11 protein-coding genes and 1 pseudogene are annotated in these 19,777 nt (G+C 65.6%); 3 read left to right on the top strand and 9 right to left on the bottom strand.

Annotated elements, in window-relative coordinates; all coding sequences use genetic code 11:
• Positions 1-104: 104 nt before the first annotated feature.
• A complete protein-coding gene (ffh, locus tag PSET11_RS14635) occupies positions 105-1,688 on the bottom strand; it encodes a signal recognition particle protein (RefSeq protein WP_124093073.1) in 1,584 nt (527 codons plus the stop codon).
• An 84-nt stretch (positions 1,689-1,772) separates the two neighbouring features.
• Here ffh and PSET11_RS14630 point away from each other — a divergent pair, with 84 nt between their 5' ends.
• Positions 1,773-3,242: a glucose-6-phosphate dehydrogenase gene (locus tag PSET11_RS14630; RefSeq protein ID WP_124093072.1), complete on the top strand. Its 1,470-nt coding sequence runs from the start codon at positions 1,773-1,775 to the stop codon at positions 3,240-3,242.
• A gap of 92 nt (positions 3,243-3,334) precedes the next feature.
• On the opposite strand, the gene PSET11_RS14625 is transcribed toward PSET11_RS14630, so the two are convergent.
• Positions 3,335-3,673 (bottom strand): P-II family nitrogen regulator, encoded by a 339-nt coding sequence (locus tag PSET11_RS14625; RefSeq protein WP_124093071.1) that lies wholly within the window; start codon positions 3,671-3,673, stop codon positions 3,335-3,337.
• Positions 3,670-5,004, bottom strand: a complete 1,335-nt coding sequence (locus tag PSET11_RS14620) for an ammonium transporter (protein ID WP_124093070.1) — start codon at positions 5,002-5,004, stop codon at positions 3,670-3,672. The genes PSET11_RS14625 and PSET11_RS14620 overlap by 4 nt, the downstream gene beginning before the upstream one ends.
• Before the next feature lie 225 nt (positions 5,005-5,229).
• Between PSET11_RS14620 and PSET11_RS14615 the strand changes: the two genes are divergently transcribed.
• Positions 5,230-6,474, top strand: coding sequence for an MFS transporter (locus PSET11_RS14615; RefSeq protein WP_124093069.1), 1,245 nt, complete (start codon positions 5,230-5,232; stop codon positions 6,472-6,474).
• Positions 6,475-6,496: 22 nt separating this feature from the next.
• Here the strand turns inward: PSET11_RS14615 and ftsY are convergent, their stop codons facing one another.
• Complete coding sequence (gene ftsY / locus PSET11_RS14610; RefSeq protein WP_124093068.1) at positions 6,497-7,702, bottom strand: signal recognition particle-docking protein FtsY; 1,206 nt, start codon at positions 7,700-7,702, stop codon at positions 6,497-6,499.
• A gap of 41 nt (positions 7,703-7,743) precedes the next feature.
• Entirely contained in the window at positions 7,744-11,340 is a 3,597-nt protein-coding gene (gene smc / locus PSET11_RS14605) for a chromosome segregation protein SMC (RefSeq protein ID WP_124093163.1), read from the bottom strand.
• Positions 11,341-11,741: 401 nt separating this feature from the next.
• On the opposite strand from smc, the gene PSET11_RS14600 reads away from it, so the two are divergent.
• Complete coding sequence (locus PSET11_RS14600; RefSeq protein ID WP_124093067.1) at positions 11,742-16,517, top strand: DUF4082 domain-containing protein; 4,776 nt, start codon at positions 11,742-11,744, stop codon at positions 16,515-16,517.
• Between the two features lie 118 nt (positions 16,518-16,635).
• Here the strand turns inward: PSET11_RS14600 and PSET11_RS14595 are convergent, their stop codons facing one another.
• From PSET11_RS14595 to PSET11_RS16665, 4 genes and pseudogenes are all read right to left on the bottom strand, one after another.
• Positions 16,636-16,962, bottom strand: coding sequence for a YciI family protein (locus PSET11_RS14595; RefSeq protein ID WP_124093066.1), 327 nt, complete (start codon positions 16,960-16,962; stop codon positions 16,636-16,638).
• 3 nt (positions 16,963-16,965) lie between these two features.
• Positions 16,966-18,006: a TolB-like translocation protein gene (locus PSET11_RS14590; RefSeq protein ID WP_124093065.1), complete on the bottom strand. Its 1,041-nt coding sequence runs from the start codon at positions 18,004-18,006 to the stop codon at positions 16,966-16,968.
• Positions 18,003-19,391, bottom strand: coding sequence for an MFS transporter (locus tag PSET11_RS14585; RefSeq protein WP_124093064.1), 1,389 nt, complete (start codon positions 19,389-19,391; stop codon positions 18,003-18,005). Before PSET11_RS14585 ends, PSET11_RS14590 begins: the two co-directional genes overlap by 4 nt.
• 3 nt (positions 19,392-19,394) lie before the next feature.
• Positions 19,395-19,777, bottom strand: a pseudogene (locus PSET11_RS16665) (hypothetical protein); the annotation flags it as partial.

Genomic DNA, 19,777 nt, shown 5'->3' with positions numbered 1-19,777 from the left:
CCCCACCCTATGCCCCCCCCCCCACAACCCAACTGATCCCCCCAAACGTCTTTTTTCACACGTAAAAACTGCTGTGGCCGCTACCCAGATGGCGACGGAAGAGGTTACTTCCCCAGGAACTTATCGAAGCCCTTGGGCAGATTCAGTTGCGAGGGATCGAAGTCGCCCTGCTGCTGTCCGAACGACGCGCCCGTGGGCAACGACTTGGGTCCGGCAGCCCGCTTGGCCTCGGCGTCCTTCAGTTCCTGCGCAGCCTTGGCCGGGTTTCCGGACTTGGCCTTCTTCTTGGGCGCGTTCTTGGCGTTCTTCCGCGCAGTTGCAGCACCGCCGCCCATGCCAGGCATCCCGGGCATTCCCGGCATGCCGCCCTGGGCCATCTTCTTCATCATCTTTTGCGCCTGGGCGAAGCGTTCCAGCAGGCCGTTGACCTCGGACACGTGGACACCCGAACCACGGGCAATACGGGCCCGGCGGGAGCCATTGATGATCTTGGGGGCAACTCGCTCATGCGGGGTCATGGACCGGACAATGGCCTCGACCCGGTCGATCTCGCGCTCATCGAACTGCTCGAGCTGCTGGCGGATGTTCTGCGCACCAGGCATCATCATGAGCATCTTCTTCATGGAGCCCATGTTGCGGATCTGCTGCATCTGGGCCAGGAAGTCATCCAGGGTGAAGTCTTCCTGGTCAGCGAATTTCTTCGCCATCCGGGCAGCTTCGTCCTTGTCCCAGTTCTTCTCAGCCTGCTCGATCAGGGTGAGGACATCACCCATGTCCAGGATGCGTGAGGCCATCCGGTCCGGGTGGAACAGTTCGAAGTCGTCCAGGCCTTCGCCGGTGGACGCAAACATGACGGGCTTGCCGGTGACCGACGCGACAGACAGCGCGGCACCACCGCGGGCGTCGCCGTCGAGCTTGGACAACACGATGCCGGTGAAGTTGACGCCCTCATCAAAGGCGAGCGCGGTGTTGACGGCGTCCTGGCCGATCATGGAGTCGATCACGAAGAGTACTTCGTTGGGGACGATCGCCCGGCGGATCTGGCGCGCCTGCTCCATCATGTCCGCGTCCACGCCCAGGCGGCCGGCGGTGTCAACGATCACGACGTCGTGCAGCTTCTGGCGTGCTTCCTCAACACCGGCCCGGGCAACCGCTACCGGGTCGCCGGCCGGGTGCTCAAGCTCGGTGTACGTGGCGCCGGGGTGCGGCGCGAAGACGGGCACGTTGGCACGCTTGCCCACCACCTGAAGCTGCGTGACGGCGTTGGGTCGCTGCAGGTCGCAGGCCACCAACAGGGGGCTGTGCCCTTGCGCTTTGAGGTATTTGGAGAGCTTGCCAGCGAGGGTGGTCTTACCCGCACCCTGCAGGCCGGCAAGCATGATGACGGTAGGACCATTCTTGGCCAACCGGATCCGCCGGGTCTCCCCGCCCAGGATCTCCTGGAGTTCTTCGTTGACGATCTTGACGATCTGCTGGCTGGGGTTCAGCGCTGCCGCAACCTCGGCACCCAACGCACGTTCACGGACGCGTCCTGTGAATTCACGCACCACGGGAACAGCCACATCGGCATCGAGGAGGGCGCGGCGGATCTCACGCACGGTGGCATCAACGTCAGCCTCAGTGAGGCGGCCTTTACCGCGGAGATTCTTGAAAGTTGCTGCCAACCGGTCAGAGAGTGAATTGAACACGCGCCGTGAACTTCTTTCAGTGGATGATCGGGACTCGACTACCAAGGGTACCAAGTCGGGCTTGCAAGATGGCATGCTGGCAAAATGACGAGCCAAACAACTGTACGTACATTGCTCATCCTTGGCGCCTCGGGCGACCTGACCGGCAGGCTGCTCCTTCCCGGGCTGGCAAGCCTGGTGGTCCGTGGCCGTGCCGATGGGTTGGCACTGGTGGGGGCGGGCTCGGACCCGTGGTCGCCGGAACAGTGGCAGGAGCGGCTGGCGACCGCCATGACGGCCCCGATCGCCCCGGAAGCAGCCGAGGGCGCGGCAGGTGAAGGCGCGACGACGGCCGGTTCAGCAGGTGCCGCCGTCGACGGGTCCGCGGACGGCGCCGCAGCCCTGCAGCAGATGGCGGCGGCCAGCACCTACCACCAGCTCGATGTCACCGCCGAGGGCGCCCTTGCTGGACTCCTGGCAAGCTTGGCGGGACCTGTTGCCGTGTACTTTGCCTTGCCGCCCAAGATCAGCCAGCTGGCCTGCGAGGCCCTGCGCCCCGAGGACGTGCCTGCCGGTACCCGTTTGGTCTTGGAGAAGCCGTTTGGTTCCAGTGCGGAATCGGCCCGGGACCTGAACCGGACCCTGGCGAAGCTGGTGGCAGAAGACCACATCCACCGGGTGGACCATTTCCTTGGCAAGGCAACAGTGCTGAACGTCTTGGGGCTGCGCTTTGCCAATAACTTCCTGGAACCGGTCTGGAACCGGGAGCATATCGAGAAGGTCGAGATCATTTTCGACGAGGACCTGGCTCTGGAGGGCCGCGCCCGGTACTACGACGGTGCCGGTGCCTTGCGGGACATGATCCAGAGCCATCTCCTGCAGATCATGGCCTTCATGGCGATCGAGCCTCCAGCCAGCATCCACGAGAAAGACCTGCGGGATGCTGTTGCCACCGTCTTGCGCGCCAGCAGCATCCGCGAACCCCTCACGGCGTCCACGAAGAGGGCCCGCTATACAGCCGGCACCATCAACGGGCGGCAGGTACCGGATTACGCTGCCGAAGACGGTGTTGACGCAGCTAAGGGCACCGAGACGCTGGCCGAGGTCCGGGTGAACATCGACAATTGGCGCTGGCAGGGCGTGCCGTTCGTGCTGCGCTCCGGCAAGGCCTTGGGCCGCAAGCGGAAGGAGGCGGTGGTGACGTTCCGCCCGGTGCCGCACCTGCCCAAGGGTTTCACCGGGATTGACACCCCCAACCAGCTGCGGATCGGGTTCGGCCCGGACACCCTGCAGTTCGACGTCGATGTGAACGGCCCGGGCGATATTTTCTCGCTCAGCCATGCCACCCTCAACGCCGAGCTCAGCAGCGCAGGCCTGCTGCCCTACGGCGAAGTCCTTGAGGGCATCCTGGCCGGCGATCCGCTGCTGTCCGTGCGCGGCGACACGGCCGAGGACTGCTGGCGGATCGTTGAGCCGGTCCTCAAGGCGTGGCAGGACGGTGCGGTTCCGTTGGAAACCTACGACGCCGGCTCCACCGGCCCCGCCAGCTGGGCCGGGGAGTCAGCCGCCCAGTAAGCCGCCGGCGCCCAGGTGCGCACGGCAAAGGGATGGGCAGGGAACCAGTTGGTTCCCTGCCCATCCCTTTGCGTCAATGTTGTGGTTAGTGCCTAGATGGCTGCGACGCCGCGTTCGCCGGTGCGGACCCGGACTGCCTCGAAGACGTCCATGGTCCAGACCTTGCCGTCGCCGGCCCGGCCGGTGTTGGAGCTGGCGATGATGACATCCAGGATGTCATCTGCCTGTTCGTCGGTGGCCAGGACCTCCACCCGAATCTTGGGCAGGAGATCCACGTTGTACTCGGCTCCCCGGTACACCTCGGTGTAGCCGCGCTGCCGGCCGTAGCCGCTCGCTGCGCTGACCGTGAGGCCCTGGACTCCGTAGGACTCGAGCCCTTCACGGATGGTGTCGAGCTTTTCCGGACGAACAATTGCGGTGATCAGTTTCATGCCCCCACGCTTTCCTTGCCTGCTGCTGCTTCGCTCGTCTTGGCCGGTTCCTGCTGGGCCTTGCCCGTGATCATGTCGTGCAGTGGCGAGAAGCTGCCACCGTGTCCACCGACGCCGAATTCGTAGGCGGTTTCGGCGTGCAGGCTGAGGTCCACACCCACCGTTTCCTGTTCCTGCGAGACCCGGAAGCCCATGGTCTTGTGGATGGCAAGCGCAATGATGGTGGTCATCACTGCCGAGTAGACGATCGCGATGCCTGCTGCTGCAAGCTGTGCCCAGAGCTGGCCGAAACCGCCACCGTAGAAGAGGCCGCCGCCCACGCCGTCCTGGGGAAGGGCGATGAAGCCCAGTGCAACGGTGCCGATGATGCCGGAGACCAGGTGGACGCCCACCACGTCAAGTGAGTCATCGAAGCCCCAGCGGAACTTGAGTCCCACGGCCAAGGCCGAGGCGACACCGGCTACCAGGCCGAGGCCCAGGGCAGCGACAGGGCTGACGTTGGCGCAGGCCGGGGTGATGGCTACCAGACCGGCGACCACACCTGATGCGGCACCCAAGGAGGTGGGGTGGCCGTCACGGATGCGCTCGGTCACGAGCCAGCCGAGCATTGCTGCTGCGGGAGCTGCCAAGGTGTTGATCCAGATCAGGCCGCCCTGTTCTGCCGTGGTGGCCGCACCACCGTTGAAGCCGAACCAGCCGAACCAGAGGATCGCTGCACCCAGCATCACGAACGGGATGTTGTGCGGGCGGTGGTTCGGATCCTTGCCGAAGCCCTTGCGGTTACCCACGATGAAGACCAGAATCAGGGCTGCAACACCGGCGTTGATGTGCACCACGGTGCCGCCGGCGAAGTCGATCGCTTCACCCAATGCCGAACCAACGGCGCCCTCTTCGCTGAAGAGGCCGCCACCCCACACCATGTAGGCGAGTGGGCAGTAAACCAGGGTGACCCAGACAGGGACGAACACGGTCCAGGCGCCGAACTTGGCGCGGTCTGCGATGGCGCCGCTGATCAGGGCCACAGTGATGATGGCGAAGGTAGCGCCGAAGCCCACTGCGATGAGCGCGTCAGGGCTGGTCAGTCCTTCCAAGCCGAAGTGGGCGAAGGGGTTGCCCACCAGCTGGAGGAAGCCGTCACCGCCCGACATTGAGTAGCCCCAGAGCACCCAGACAACACCCACCATGCCGATGGAGATGAAGCTCATCATCATCATGTTCAGGGCCGCTTTGGCTCGTGTCATGCCGCCGTAGAAAAATGCCAGACCCGGTGTCATGAGCAGCACAAGAGCTGCTGACACCATGACCCAAACGTGACCTGCGGTGAGTTCCATGGTCCACGTCCTCTCTCATCAGAATTCTGCGGACGTATCCGCCTGCCAACGCTCTTGCGTCCTGTAACGAGTCTGCTGGCGGCGTGTTTCGCTTGCGGAGGATTCCTATTGCGGGCTTGTTACAACAACCTCTGGGAAGTAAATGGTGCATATCTGGCTTGTTACGGTTATGTTTCCCCGCTTTCGCCGTAAGGCATCCCTCCCCTGCCCTAGGACCCTGCACCCATGACCGCATCACCACCTCCCACCGGCGCCAGCGCCCGGAATACAAGCCGGCTGCGGCTGCAGCGGGAGAAGTTGTCCCGCGATATCAAGGTGATGCTGGCCGCCGCGTTCCTGATTGCCCTCGGATTCGGCCTCGTGGCGCCCGTACTGCCGCAATTTGCCACCACTTTTGATGTGGGGGCGACGGCGGCGGCCGTCATTGTCAGCATCTTCGCCCTGATGCGGCTCGTCTTTGCTCCTGCCGGCGGGGTGCTGATCGCGCGGCTGGGCGAGCGGCCCGTCTACGTTTCCGGGCTCCTCATTGTGGCGGTCTCCACCGCAGCGTGCGCTTTCGCCCAGGACTACTGGCAGCTGCTCGTCTTCCGTGGCCTGGGCGGCGTGGGCTCGGTGATGTTCACTGTGGCCTCGATGGCCTTGGTCATTCGGCTCGCGCCACCGCAGAGCCGCGGCCGGGTGTCTGGTGCGTATGCCTCGGCGTTCCTGATCGGCAACGTGGCCGGGCCCATTGTGGGCGGGCTCCTGGCCGGGTTCGGGCTTCGGGTCCCCTTCCTCGCCTACGCGGCCGCCCTGGTGGTGGCCGCCGTCGTGGTCCACACTCAGCTCAGCCACGACCGCAAAAACGGTGATGCCGCCGCGAAGGCGGCGCCCGCCATGCTCTTTTCTGAGGGGCTGAGGGTGCAGGCCTACCGGTCCGCGTTGCTGTCGAGCTTCGCGAACGGCTGGGCCACGTTCGGCGTCCGGATGGCGACGGTCCCGCTTTTTGCGGTGGCTGCGCTCGGTGCCGGGCCGGAAGCTGCCGGCCTGGCGTTGGCGGTGTTTGCCGCTGGCAACGCCGCAGCACTCACGTTCTCTGGCCGATTGGCTGATTCGCTGGGCCGCAAGCCGATGCTGGTGTCGGGGCTGTTGTTGGCCGGGCTGGCGACGGCGGGCATCGGCTTCACGACCCAGCTGGGCTGGTTCCTGGCCGCCTCGATCCTGGCGGGCGTGGGCTCAGGATTGCTCGGACCCGCGCAGCAGGCCGCCTTGGCGGACGTCATTGGCAGCGGTCGCTCCGGTGGGCGGGTGCTGGCGGCGTACCAGATGGCGTCCGACGTCGGCGCTATCGCCGGGCCCATCCTCGCCGGCCTACTGGCGGACCAGTTGGGGTACGGCTGGGCGTTTGGGGTCACCGGTGGGGTGCTGGTCGTGGCTGCACTCGGCTGGCTGGCCACGCCGGAAACGCTGGCCAGCCGACGCCAAGAGTGACAGGGCGAAAGCAGCCCCTACCTTAGTTCAGCAGCGCATCGACGAAGCTTTCGGCGTCGAACGGGGCGAGGTCATCCGCACCCTCGCCCAACCCGATGAGCTTGACGGGGACGCCGAGGGACTTCTGGATGGCCACCACAATGCCGCCCTTGGCCGTGCCGTCGAGTTTGGTCAGCACAATGCCGGTGATGTTGACGACCTCGGAGAAGACGCGGGCCTGGTTCAGGCCGTTCTGCCCGGTGGTGGCGTCCAGGACCAGCAGGACCTCGTCCACCTCCGCAAGCTTTTCAATGACACGCTTGACCTTGCCCAGTTCGTCCATCAGGCCGACCTTGTTCTGCAGGCGGCCGGCGGTGTCAATCATCACCACGTCGACTTCCTGGTCGATGCCGGCCTTCACGGCCTCGTAGGCCACGGAGGCGGGGTCAGCACCGTCGATGTCGGATTTCACTGTGGGCACGCCCACGCGCGCTCCCCAGGTGGCCAACTGTTCGGCGGCTGCGGCCCGGAACGTATCTGCAGCGCCAAGCAGCACGTCCTTCTCTTCGGCCACGAGGACGCGGGCCAGCTTGCCAACGGTGGTGGTCTTTCCCACGCCGTTCACACCAACCACCATCACCACGGCAGGCTTGTCTGCGTGCCGCTGAACGCGCAGCGTCCGGTCCATGGTGGGGTCCACCAGTTTGATGAGTTCCTCCCGCAGCAGCGCCTTGACCTGGTCCGGGGTGCGCGTGCCCAACACCTTGACGCGCTCGCGGAGTGCATCCACCAACTGCATGGTGGGTTCGGTGCCCAGGTCTGCCAGCAGCAACGTCTCTTCAACTTCGTCCCAGACCGACTCGTCAATCTTGTCGCTCGACAACAACGCCAGCAGGCCCTTGCCCATGATGTTGTTGGAGCGGATCAGCCGCTCGCGCAGCCGGGTGAGTCGGCCCGCCACGGGCAGGGGCGTCTCCACCCGGATGGTCTCCAGCCCGGCCGCATCGTCCGGAACGTCCACGGCCACGTCATCGAGGGCGGGAAGACTGTCGATGCCACCGGCCGGCGCCGACTGGCCGTCAGCGTCAACGGTGGTGGTGCCGCCGGGTCGGACGTCGGGATCGTTGGCGTCGCGGGTGCCCGGGTACTGGGTGATGTTCCTTCGGGTCTTGATGAGGACCGGGATCAGCGCACCAATAACCACCAGGGCGCCAACAATGGACAGGACGATAGGAAGGATGTCATTCACGTCCTTAGTTTCTCATAATCGCACCGCCTCGCCCTGGCGTGCTAGGCGTCGGCGCCCATCCGTTGGCTGATGACCGTCGAGACGCCGTCGCCGCGCATGGTCACCCCGTACAAGGCGTCGGCAACCTCCATGGTGCGCTTTTGGTGCGTGATCACAATCAGCTGGCTGGATTCGCGGAGCTCTTCGAAAATGGTGATGAGTCGCCCGAGGTTGGTGTCATCCAGCGCAGCTTCCACCTCGTCCATCACGTAGAACGGCGACGGCCTGGCCTTGAAGATCGCCACCAACAACGCCACAGCCGTCAGTGAGCGCTCGCCACCGGACAGCAGCGAGAGGCGTTTGATTTTCTTTCCGGCTGGCCGGGCTTCCACCTCGATGCCAGTGGTCAGCATGTCGGCCGGATCGGTCAGGACAAGCCGTCCCTCACCGCCCGGGAACAGCCGGCCAAAGACCCGGATGAATTGGGCCTGGGTGTCCTCGAACGCCTCCGTGAAGACCCGCTGCACGCGATCGTCCACCTCTTTGATGATGTCCAGGAGGTCTTTGCGGCTGGCCTTCAGGTCCTCCAGTTGGCTGCTGAGGAACTGATGGCGTTCCTCCAGCGCTGCAAATTCCTCAAGGGCTAACGGGTTGACCTTGCCCAGGCTGGCGAGGTCCCGTTCTGCCCTGCGCAGCCTTTTTTGCTGTTCTTCCCTTATATAGGGAACGCCGGCCACGATCTCGGCTCCGTCAGCGTCGACCGGCGCCCGCAACGCGGCCCACTTATCGGCACTTTCGGCGGCTGCAACGGGCACCGGGACCTCCGGGCCGAACTCTGCGGTGAGGGCATCAGGTGTAATCCCCAGCTCTTCAATGGACCGCGCCTCCAGCGCCTCGATCTTTGCGCGCTGTTGGGTGCGGACCAGTTCGTCGCGATGTGCCGAATCGGTCAATTCAGCCAATTCCCGAGCCAAGGCGTCGGTGGTTGCGCGGATTTCGAGCAAGCCCTGGTCCCGGCGCTCCTTGTTTTCCTCCGCCAGGTCGCGTTCATGCCGCGCCCTGTCAACTGACACGTCCGCGTAGGTCAAGGCCAAGTCGACGCCAGCCGCAACTGCCGTGGCCCGGCCCGCCTGCAGCTGACGACGGCGGGCCCGCTCGGCCGCGTCCTGGCGAGCCCGCCGTTCGGTGGCCGCCGCCCGGTCCAGTGACTCGGCGCGGTTGCGGGTAGCCAGGAGCTGTTCTTCGGAGCTCCGAAGTGCGAGGCGGGCCTCCACCTCGGCGCCCCGGGCAGCAGTCGCGGCAACTGCCAGGGCATCGCGTCGTTCTGTGGACGGCTCGTCGTCGACTGGCGCCTCCTGCGCGGCAGCGAGTCGCGCGGCGATGACGGCGAGCGCTTCCTCTTCGACGCCAACATTGACTTCGGCTCGCGCCAGCGACGCCTGCAGTCGCTCATCTTCGCCCACGGCGCTCCGCAACACTGAATTCAGGTGCCCCAGCCGCTCTGCCACGGCGGCCAGCTTGGCGTCCGAATCGTGCAGCCGGTCCAACGCCGCGTCCGCGCGTTCCCGTGCGTCCTTCCGCTGACTCTCGGCACTGACCAAGGCAAACCGATTCCGCTCCAGATCGGCAGTGACCTCGGCACGTTGGGCCTCGGCGTCGGCCACGGCGGCCTGCACCTCCAACAGCGACGGCGCCTTGGCGGACCCGCCGGTCACCGATACTGAGGTGAAAACCTCGCCGGCAACGGTGACCACCGTCAGCATGGGCAGGTGGCGCACCAAGGCGGCAGCGGCGGCAATGTCGGGGACGACGGCGGTCCCCGACAGCAGGTGCCGCACGATGGGCAGATGCGCGGTGGTTCCGTCCACCAGATCGGCTGCCCACCGCGCCGTACCAGGAAGCTCGGCGGGAGGACTGCCAGCAGCCGCGGGGTCCCCCGGCAGCGAAACCGAGCCCAGCAACAGTGTTGCCCGCCCGGCGTCGTCCGCCCGCAGCAAGTCCAGGATGGACGCGGCAGCAGCGGCATCCGTAACCACCACGGCGTCGGACATCTCGCCGAGAGCCGCAGCAACGGCCGCCTCAAAACCAACTTCCACCGTGAGATGGTCGGCCAGTGGTCCCAGGACTCCGGCGAGCCCAGCGGACACTACATGTCGGGCACCGTCCTTGCGTTCCAACCCCAGTTTCAACGCATCCACCCTGGCTGCAAGCGCGTCCCGACGGCGGATGCCCTCGTTGACGGCTGTCTTCAGTTCGGCGATCCGCGCCTCCACAGAGTCCAGCGCCGTGCTGGCCACTTCATAATCGGCATCGAGCGATTCCTCGCCTTCTTCAACCCCCGCCACCTGGTTCTCGAGGGCCGTGAATTCCTCCTGGGCCTTGGCCCGCCGGCCGCTGCCAGCCACCAGCGACTCCCGGAGCCTGCCCAACTCGGCGTGCGCCGCTTCGGTCCGCGACCTGGCGGCGCCCACCTGGCCAGCAAGCCTGGCCAGGCCTTCCCGGCGATCAGCGGCCGCGCGCAGCTCAGCCGTGAGCCGTTTCTCCTCGTCTGCGGCAGCCGACTCGGCAGCAGCCTTCGCAGCCGTGGCGGCGCCCAACGCGGACCGCAGCCCGCCGACACGCGCCTCCAGCTCGCTGGCTTCTGACCGGACCCGAGACCCCTGGCGTTCCAGCTGCTCAGGATCCCGGCCAGCGGGCGGGGACGAATCAGCCGAGCCCAGGAGCCGGCTGCGCTCGTGAGCCAAGGATCCCAAGGACCGGAGCCGTTCCCGGGTGGCAGAGAGTTGGTACCAGGTGTCCCGGGCAGCATTGAGCAGCGGCGTTGCCTCCGCAGCCAACTGCTCCAACCCTGCCTGGGTGCGCCGGCCGACGTCGAGCTCCTGTTCGACGGCGGTCCGGCGGGCTTTGAGTTCCGCCTCATCGGCGAGGTCCCGCCGGAGGCTGCCCTGCAGTTGGACTAGATCATCGGCCAGGAGACGGGCGCGCGCGTCCCGGACGTCGAATTGGACTCGTTGCGCGCGGCGGGCCACCTCTGCCTGCTTACCTAACGGCGTGAGCTGGCGGCGGATCTCCCCGGTGAGGTCGGTGAGGCGCTGCAGGTTGGCCTGCATGGCCTCGAGCTTGCGCACGGTCCGCTCTTTCCGACGCCGGTGCTTGAGGATGCCCGCTGCCTCTTCGATGAAACCCCTGCGGTCCTCCGGGGTGGCATGGAGCACCCGGTCCAGTTGGCCCTGGCCCACGATGACGTGCATTTCGCGGCCCAGCCCTGAATCCGAGAGCAGCTCCTGGATATCCAACAGCCGGCACGCCGATCCGTTGATGGCGTACTCGGAACCGCCGGTCCGGAAGAGGGTCCGGGAGATGGTGACTTCGCTGTAGTCAATAGGGAGCGCGCCGTCGGCGTTGTCGATGGTGAGGGACACGTGCGCCCGGCCCAGCGGAGCCCGCCCCGACGTGCCCGCGAAGATGACATCCTCCATCTTGCCGCCGCGGAGGGTTTTGGCGCCCTGCTCACCCATCACCCAGGCCAGCGCATCCACCACATTGGACTTCCCGGAACCGTTGGGACCCACCACGGCGGTGACGCCTGGCTCGAAGTCGAACGTGGTGGCAGACGCGAACGACTTGAACCCCCGGACGGTAAGGCTTTTCAGGTGCAAGGCTCTTCGGATCTCCTGGCTGATGGTGTGGAGGGGCAATCCCTGTCCTAAATCTACTTGCTCGCACCGACAGTGGTGTGGACTGCGGACATCCGCATACTTTTGCGGGATCGCGCCAACTACCGCAAAGTACCTTGCAGCGCATATTCGGCACCTCTAAGCTCACTGCAGAGGTTGCTAGAAATTGCATGACCAGGTGGTCTCACCCGGGTCCCATGGGGCCGGTTCCTTCCTGGTTGGATCGGTGCTTTTGCAGAAAGCGCGGGTGGGTGATTTCCCCGATCGGCCCCGGTCAACTGAATATCTTGGTTTGGCTGCCTTTGGGGGCGGACAGCACAGGGTACGGGGCGCCATCGCGGCCTGCCACATACGCTTCACGCGTTCTCAAATCAGGAGTTCTCATGCCAGTTTCACCCGCCAAGCGGCCACTGACACCTTTCCGGAGGATCGTCATCCCGTTGGCCTTCGCGTTGGTGGCGTCGCTGCTCCCCCTGGGCCTGCCCGCCGCGTTCCTGGCAGCTGCCTCGGCGGCCGACCCCTGCGCGCCCTTGGTCAATACGATCGCCTGCGAGAACTCCAAACCCGGCGCTCCCGCCGACGAGTGGGACATCAATGGAGCCGGCGATGACTCCATCCAAGGCTTCTCCACCGAAATGAGCATCAACGCCGGCCAGCCGGTGCAATTCAAGGTGGACACGAAAGCTACCAACTACACCATCGCGATCTACCGCACCGGCTGGTACCAGGGCCTCGGCGCCCGCAAGGTTGCCGACGTCACTCCGTCCGCCCTCCGCCAGACGCAGCCGCAGTGCCTCACCGACCTCGCCACAGAGCTGTATGACTGCGGTACCTGGGCCGTCTCGGCCACCTGGAACGTCCCCTCGACGGCCGTCTCCGGCGTCTACTTCGCGCTGCTCACCCGCCCTGACACCGGCGGTCAGAGCCACATCACTTTCGTGGTCCGCAACGACAGCAGCCATTCCGACGTCGTTTTCCAGACATCGGATCCCACCTGGCAGGCCTACAACACGTACGGCGGCTCGGACTTCTACCAGGGCGCCTCGAACGGCCGCGCCTACAAGATCAGCTACAACCGGCCAGTGGTCACCCGCGGCGCGTCGGAGGGCCGCGATTTCTACTTCAGCAACGAATATCCCATGGTCCGGTTCATGGAGAAGAACGGCTACGACGTCAGCTACATCAGCGGCCTGGACACGGACCGCAGCGGCGGGCTGCTGCTCAACCACAAGGTCTTCCTCTCCGTGGGCCATGACGAGTACTGGTCAGGCAACCAGCGCACCAACGTTGAAGCAGCCCGGGACGCTGGAGTGAACCTGCAGTTCCTCTCCGGCAACGAGGTGTACTGGCGGGTCCGGTACGAGCCTTCTCCCGTCAACGGCGCCGCGCACCGCACCATCACCTCCTACAAAGAGACGTGGGCCAACGGCAAGATCGATCCCAGCACACAGTGGACCGGTACCTGGCGTGACCCCCGCTTCGCATCACAAGCCAACGGAGCTGGCCTGCCCGAAAACGCGCTGACCGGCACGCTGTACATGTCCAACTACACGGACCTGCCCATCACCGTCAGCGCGGCCGAAGGCAAAACCCGCCTCTGGCGCAACACGTCCCTAACGTCACTGGCCGCCAACACCACCGCTGCCCTGGCGCCGCACACCATTGGTTACGAGTCTGACGAAGACCTGGATAATGGCTTCCGGCCCGCTGGCCTGATCAAGCTGTCCACCACCACAGGTCCCACCAGCCAATACCTGCGCGACTTCGGCAACGTGGTCACCCCTGGCACCACCACCCACAACCTCACGTTGTACCGTGCGGCCAGTGGAGCCTTGGTCTTTGGCGCCGGAACCGTCCAATGGACGTGGGGCCTGGACCAGAACCACGACGGCCAAGGTGCAGCAGCTGATCCTCGGATGCAGCAGGCCCAGATCAACCTCTTTGCCGACATGGGCGCCCAGCCGGGTACCCGCGACACCGCACTTGCGGCAGCAGCGGCAAGCACGGATACCACCGGGCCCACTGCCACCATCACGTCCCCGGCGGAGAACGCGTCCCTGGCGCACGGCGTCAGTGTCACCGCCACCGGTACCGCCGCCGACGTGGGCGGAGTAGTGGCCGGCGTCGAGGTTTCCACCGACGGCGGCACGTCGTGGCACCCAGCGCAAGGCAAGCAGAACTGGACCTACACGTACATCCAGAAGGGCCTCACCACCACCACGCTGAAGGTCCGCGCCGTGGATGACAGCGCCAACATCGGCGCCACCGCCACCCGTAACCTCCAACTCACGGGCCCCTACTCGGTGTTTGGCCAGCAGGTCCCCGAGACGGTGGACGCGAACGACGGCGGCGCCTACGAATTGGGGATGCGCATCACTCCCAGCGTGGACGGTTTCATCACCGGCGCCCGCTTCTACAAGTCGGCAGCCAACACCGGCACGCACGTCGCGTCGCTGTGGAATGCCGCAGGCCAGCGCCTCACCACCGCTACCTACACCTCTGAGACGGCGTCCGGCTGGCAGAAAGTCACGTTCCCGCAGACCATTGCCGTCACTGCTGGAACCACGTACACCATCTCGTACACCGCACCGAAGGGCCACTACGCCTCGAAGGACTACCAGTGGGCCAGCTTCGGGATGACCGATCCGCCGCTGACAGTGGCTGGCGGCTTCGGTGCCGCCCCTGCCGGCGTGTATGGCTCGCCAGACACGTTCCCCACCAACAATTTCGGCAACGGCAACTACTTCGTTGACGCGTTGTTCGACACCACGGACAACACACCGTTGTCCGCCGTCAACCAATTCCCACTGCCGGGCGCGTCCAGCGTTCCGCAGGCCGCGACGGTGGGCGCAACGTTCTCGCGGCCGGTCACGCCAGCCTCGGTGACGTTGACCTTGAAGACCGCTGCAGGCGCCAGTGTTGCCGGCGCCACCGCCTACGATGCGACGGCCCGCAAGGTGACCTTCACGCCGTCGGCCGCTCTCGCCTTGGGTACCTCGTACACGGCGACGCTAACCGGCACGGCAACGGGCGGCGGGGCCTTGACGGCCGGCGGCTCGTGGTCCTTCACCACCGTGGTCTCCGCGCCTACCCCGGGTTCCTGCCCCTGCAGCTTCTTCGATGAATCGACAACGCCGAGCATCGCCGAAATCAAGGACGGCGTACCGCTGACCCTGGGCACCCGGTTCACCTCCACCGCGAACGGCACCGTCACTGGCGTCAAGTTCTACAAGTCGGCCGGCAACACCGGGACCCACGTGGGTACCCTCTGGAGCGCCGCGGGCCAGCAGTTGGCCAGCGTCACGTTCGCCAATGAGAGCTCTTCCGGCTGGCAGACCGCGTACTTCAACCAGCCGGTCACCATGTCCGCCAACACTGAATACCTGGTGGCGTACAAGAGCCCCACCGGAACGTACTCGGCAACGGGCAACGGATTCGGGAATGGCCTGAGCGTGGGTAACCTGCGCACGGGCTCGGACGCTGGAGCGTACTCCTACTCCACCGATTTCCCCGGCTCGCGCTCCAATGCCAGCTACCTGGTGGACGTGGTGGTCCAATACGCGGACTCGCCGTTTACCGGGACAGCGCAACAACCGTTGGCCGGTTCGTCCAGCGTGCCGCTGAACAGCACCACCTCTGCGGTGCTGTCCAAGCCTGCCGTGGCTTCCTCCGTCAGCATCGCCGTGACGGGTCCGGGTAATACTGCGGTGGCTGGCGCCACGACCTACGACGCCACCACCCGCAAAGCAACCTTCACCCCCACCACACCCCTAGCCACCGCCACCACCTACACCGCCACCCTGACCGCAACCTCCACCACCGGACAAGCCCTCAGCGCAGGAATCACCTGGACCTTCACCACCGTGCCACCCGCACGCACCGAAGGAACCTGCCCCTGCACCCTCTACCAAGACACCGTCACCCCCACCACCAACGAAATCAACGACGGCGTCCCCCTCACCCTCGGCACCCGCTTCGCCAGCAACACCGCCGGCACCATCACCGGCATCCGCTTCTACAAATCAGCCGGCAACACCGGCACCCACACCGGCGCCCTCTACACCACCACCGGCCAACAACTAGCCACCATCACCTTCACCAACGAAACCACCGCCGGCTGGCAAACCGCCACCTTCAACCAACCCGTCACCATCACCGCCAACACCGAATACATCGCCGCCTACACCACCCCCAACGGCGTCTACTCAGCCACCAGCGGCGGCTTCTCCACCGGCTTCACCAGCGGCCCACTCCGCACCACCGAAGGCTCCGGCGCCTTCATTTCCGGGTCGGCGTACCCCGCCAACGGCTCCAGTGCCAGCTACCTGGTGGACGTCGTGTTCAGCACGGTGGTCACGCCACCGCCTCCGCCACCAGCCCCTGCGGCTCTCACAGTTTCGGCGCAGACACCTGCGCCGAATGCCACCAATATTGCCCGTGATGCCACTCCCACGTTGACCCTGTCCGCACCTGTGCGGGCGGGGTCTTCCGTTCAGCTGACGGTTGCCGGTGTTGCGGTGGCTGGTACGTCGGCGATCTCGACGGACAACAAGACCATTACGTTCTCCCCCACCAATCTGCTGCCGGCTAACACGCAGGTGACTGCCCGGGCCGTCACGGTTGTTTCGACTGACGGTGCCACCTTGCCAGCAACCAGTTGGGTGTTCACCACCGCCAACCCGGCCAACCAGTCCATGTTTGCCACCGTGACGCCGGCGTCCAGCAACATCCTCAACCTCAGGGCCACTGAGGTGGGCGTCTCGTTCCGCACCACCCGCACCGGTTTGGTGACCGCCATCCGGTTCTACAAGGGCCTGCTGAACACCGGCACACACACCGGCTCACTCTGGGACTCAACCGGGACGCGGCTGATCCGGGCTACTTTCACCAATGAAAGCCTTACCGGTTGGCAGTCGGTCACGCTGGCCACGCCCATCCGGCTAGCGGCCAATACCGACTACGTGGTGTCCTACAACGCGCCGACCGGCCGGTATTCCTACACCACCAACTACTTCAGCCAGGCCCGCACCTCCGGTTATCTCACCGCAGCCGCAACGCGGAACGGACTGTACGCCTTCGGCACCGGAGCCACGGTGCCCAACCTGACGTCAAGCGCCACCAACTACTTCGTGGACATTGTCTTCTCGCCAGCTTCCTAACAGCGGAGCCACAAGCCGGGGTTCAGCAGCGTACGGACCTCGGCGCGCCTACTGTCCGCATGGTCGTAGGCCACTCCTCGTGAAGAAATGGGTCCAGAAGGTCTGACCCCTGTGTCGCCTAGCTGTCCGGGTCGTAGTGGAACGCCCGGACCTCCTGGGCGCACTGACAAGCTGCCGCGAACTTGGCCGCCCATTCGAGGGCTGCCTGGTAGGACGGCAGCTCCAACAGGGAGTAGCCACCTTCAAGGTGCGCCGTCTGCGGGTAGGTGCCGTCGGCGGAGACCATCACCGGCGCGATGCTCTCGTCGATGCCGCCACCAAAGACCCAAACGCCGGCGTCCTTGGCTTCCAGCACCACCGCACGCGCAGCCTCACTCACGGCGGGCAACTCTTCAGCGGCAACCTTCATCGCCGCGCTGGGAAACGAAATCAGGTACTTAGTCATGCCCTATCGAACCACAGACGGGGACCAGGCGTGCTCGATATACATGGCCGGCGCCCCGGTGTTGTCTGCCGGGATCTGCCAGATGTCACTGTCGCCGGGAGTGTCATCACGGAGCAGGCCATACAGGAGGGTCGAGTTGTCCAGCCATTCCACCTGGTCATCGACGTTCCGGGTCTCCCCCAAGGTGGTGCTCTTCCCGCTCGCCAGGTCCAGGACAGCAATCTTCCACTGCGGTGTCAGGCCCGTTGAGATGTTGGTCTTGTAGGCCACCCTGGTGCCGTCCGGCGAGATCGAAGGGCACTCGACACCATCGGCAACAGCCGTCAAAGTACGTTGGGACTGACTGCCGCGGACCAGCCAGTGCCTGCCGCCGGAGGCAGCCGTGGCATAGAACGCGTCTGGTTGGCCGGGGATGAAGGTGACTCCCCAGATGTTCCTGTCCGTCGCGCTGAGCTGCGCACCGTTGACCATCAGCGCGAAGTCTTCGAGGTTTTCCGTTTCTTTGGCGCCGTCGCGGTGCGTGATGACGGTTTCCGTGGAGAACCCCGTCCCTGCATACGAATGGCCGGTGACAAAGACGGTGGTCGCCACCTGGTTGCCGTCGGCGCTGGCACGGGTCCGGCTGGGGATCCCGGCCAGCGCCCATTTCTGCAACTCCTGCCAGTTGCTGTCAAGCAGTGCGGCGTCGAACCGGGTCACCATGCCCCGCTCGGTAGCCAGACACATGACGTCGGCGCCAGCCTGATACACACGATCACACGGCACCGAACTCAACGAGCGGGCGCCAGCCGGATCGGACAATGGCACGGTTGCTGCCATTCCGTAGCCCTGGCCGGTGGCGGTGTTCCGGAACAGGACGCGCGCGCCCTGCGCCGCTGCAGTGTTGGGCGCCAAAGCGACGGCAGGCGCCGCCGAGTTGGTGGCCTGAAGTCGTTGGAAGGCGCTGACCGCGTAGATGCCGGCACCAGCCAGCACCACGCCCGTCAGGACCAGCAGGATGACCCAACGCAGCCGGCTGGGAGACGTCGTGGTTGCCCCGCTCATACGGTGGCGCCCTGGTGTCGTGCGGGTCGCAGGATGAGGTACGACGCCGGAACGGCCACCGCGAGCAGGCAACCTACGATGATCATCGCCAAGGACGATCCCACCGTGAACCACAGGACCCCGAACACGGTGGAGGAGATCACGCGGCTGACGGCCACCACGGTCTGCGCCGCGCCGATTCCGGTCGCCAGCTGGTTGGCCGGCGAGAGTTGGCTGGCGAAGGCCGCCAACACGCCGTCGGTCGCCGCGTAGAACGCACCCAGCAAAATCAGGCAGCCAAGCGTGCCCACGAGCCCGAATGAGGGCGCGGCAGCCAACAGGTAACACGCCAGCAAGGCCACATGGCCGGCCAGGAACACCCGCCCTTTGCCCCATTTATCAGCCAGCCGGCCCATGGGGACGGCGAGGAGCAGGAACACCACGTTGGTGCCCACATACAGCAGCGGGAACCACTGCACTGCGAACTGGTCCTTATCCTGCAGGACGAGGTAGATGAAGCCGTCCCCCACGGTCAGGATGCCCAGGATGGCTGCGGCCCAGAGCAGCCGGCCGAGGCCCGGTTCACGGAACAGGGACCAGCGGATCCGGGGAAACTTTCGGCCCGATGCCCGGTGGGCCGCAGGACCGGAGGTGGAAGGGGCGGGCTGGCCGACCCCAGCGGTCGTCCCGGCAGGAGCGTCGAGGGAAGGCTCGACGGCGGAAGACTCGACGGCGGTCCGGGACCGGAGTCGACGGCGCACCGGCCGGCCGGTCCGCAGGTCCGGAACCACCAGGGCCAAGGCAGCCACCCCGATCGCGGCAAACGCGAGCGAAACAACAAACACTGTGCCGTAGCCGTTGGGCATCACCATCAGGATCACGAAGGCGATGAGGGGGCCGGCAGCGGCCCCGATGTTGTCGAGTAGTCGGTGGACGCCGAAGTGGCGCGCCAAGTGCTCCGGCTGTGCCGCCGTCGTAATCAGTGCATCGCGTGGTGCGGTGCGGATGCCCTTGCCAATCCTGTCGCCCGTCACCACGGCAGCGACGGACCAGAAGCCACCGGCGAAGAGGAAGCCTACGCGGGCCAGCATGGACAGGCCGTAGCCCGCCATGGCGATCGCTTTGGGTCGCCCGGCCTGGTCCGAGGCCCAGCCGGCCGCGATCCTGACGACCGCGCTGGCACCCTGGTTGACGCCGTCGATGACGCCGAAGGCAATAACGGAGAGGCCCAAAAATCCGGTGATATACAGCGGCAGGATGGCGGAGACTGACTCAGAGGAAATGTCCGTGGCCATGCTCACAACGCCGAGCCACAGGATGACCGGGGAAAGTTTGAAGGGTGTGGCGGGTGCGTGATCGAGTGAAGTTTCCTGGCCGCCATTGCGGTCCGAAATGGAGATGTACATACGCTACGCCGCCGGTCCGGCGGTGAAGCTTCCCAGCAGGTGGAAGCGGGTGCTGCCGGTGCCGGTGGTGGCGAAGGTGAGCGAGACCGAGTCCGTCCCACGGACCAACCGGATCGCGGATTCGCCTGGCATAGCACTTTGGGCGGTTTCGGAGATGAAGCCCTTCCCCTGCAGTGCTTGCTGGAAGTAGCCGGCCACCTGGTCCTGGGTGAGGACCACGATGCCCTCGCCGGTGGCTTGGAGTTTGTTGCCGTCGGAGCTGACACCGGTGAACACGATTGCCGTCTTCTCGGGGAAGGCCAGCACGTCTGCGGGGAATCCTGCGACAAGTTTGCCCTTCTCCAGGGCGTTCGCTGGCAGCGGGGCCCGGACCAAGGCGGTGGGGG

The sequence above is a fragment of the Arthrobacter ulcerisalmonis genome (assembly GCF_900609065.1).
GTDB lineage: Bacteria > Actinomycetota > Actinomycetes > Actinomycetales > Micrococcaceae > Arthrobacter > Arthrobacter ulcerisalmonis.
This window is presented reverse-complemented; position numbering and strand designations above follow the sequence as displayed.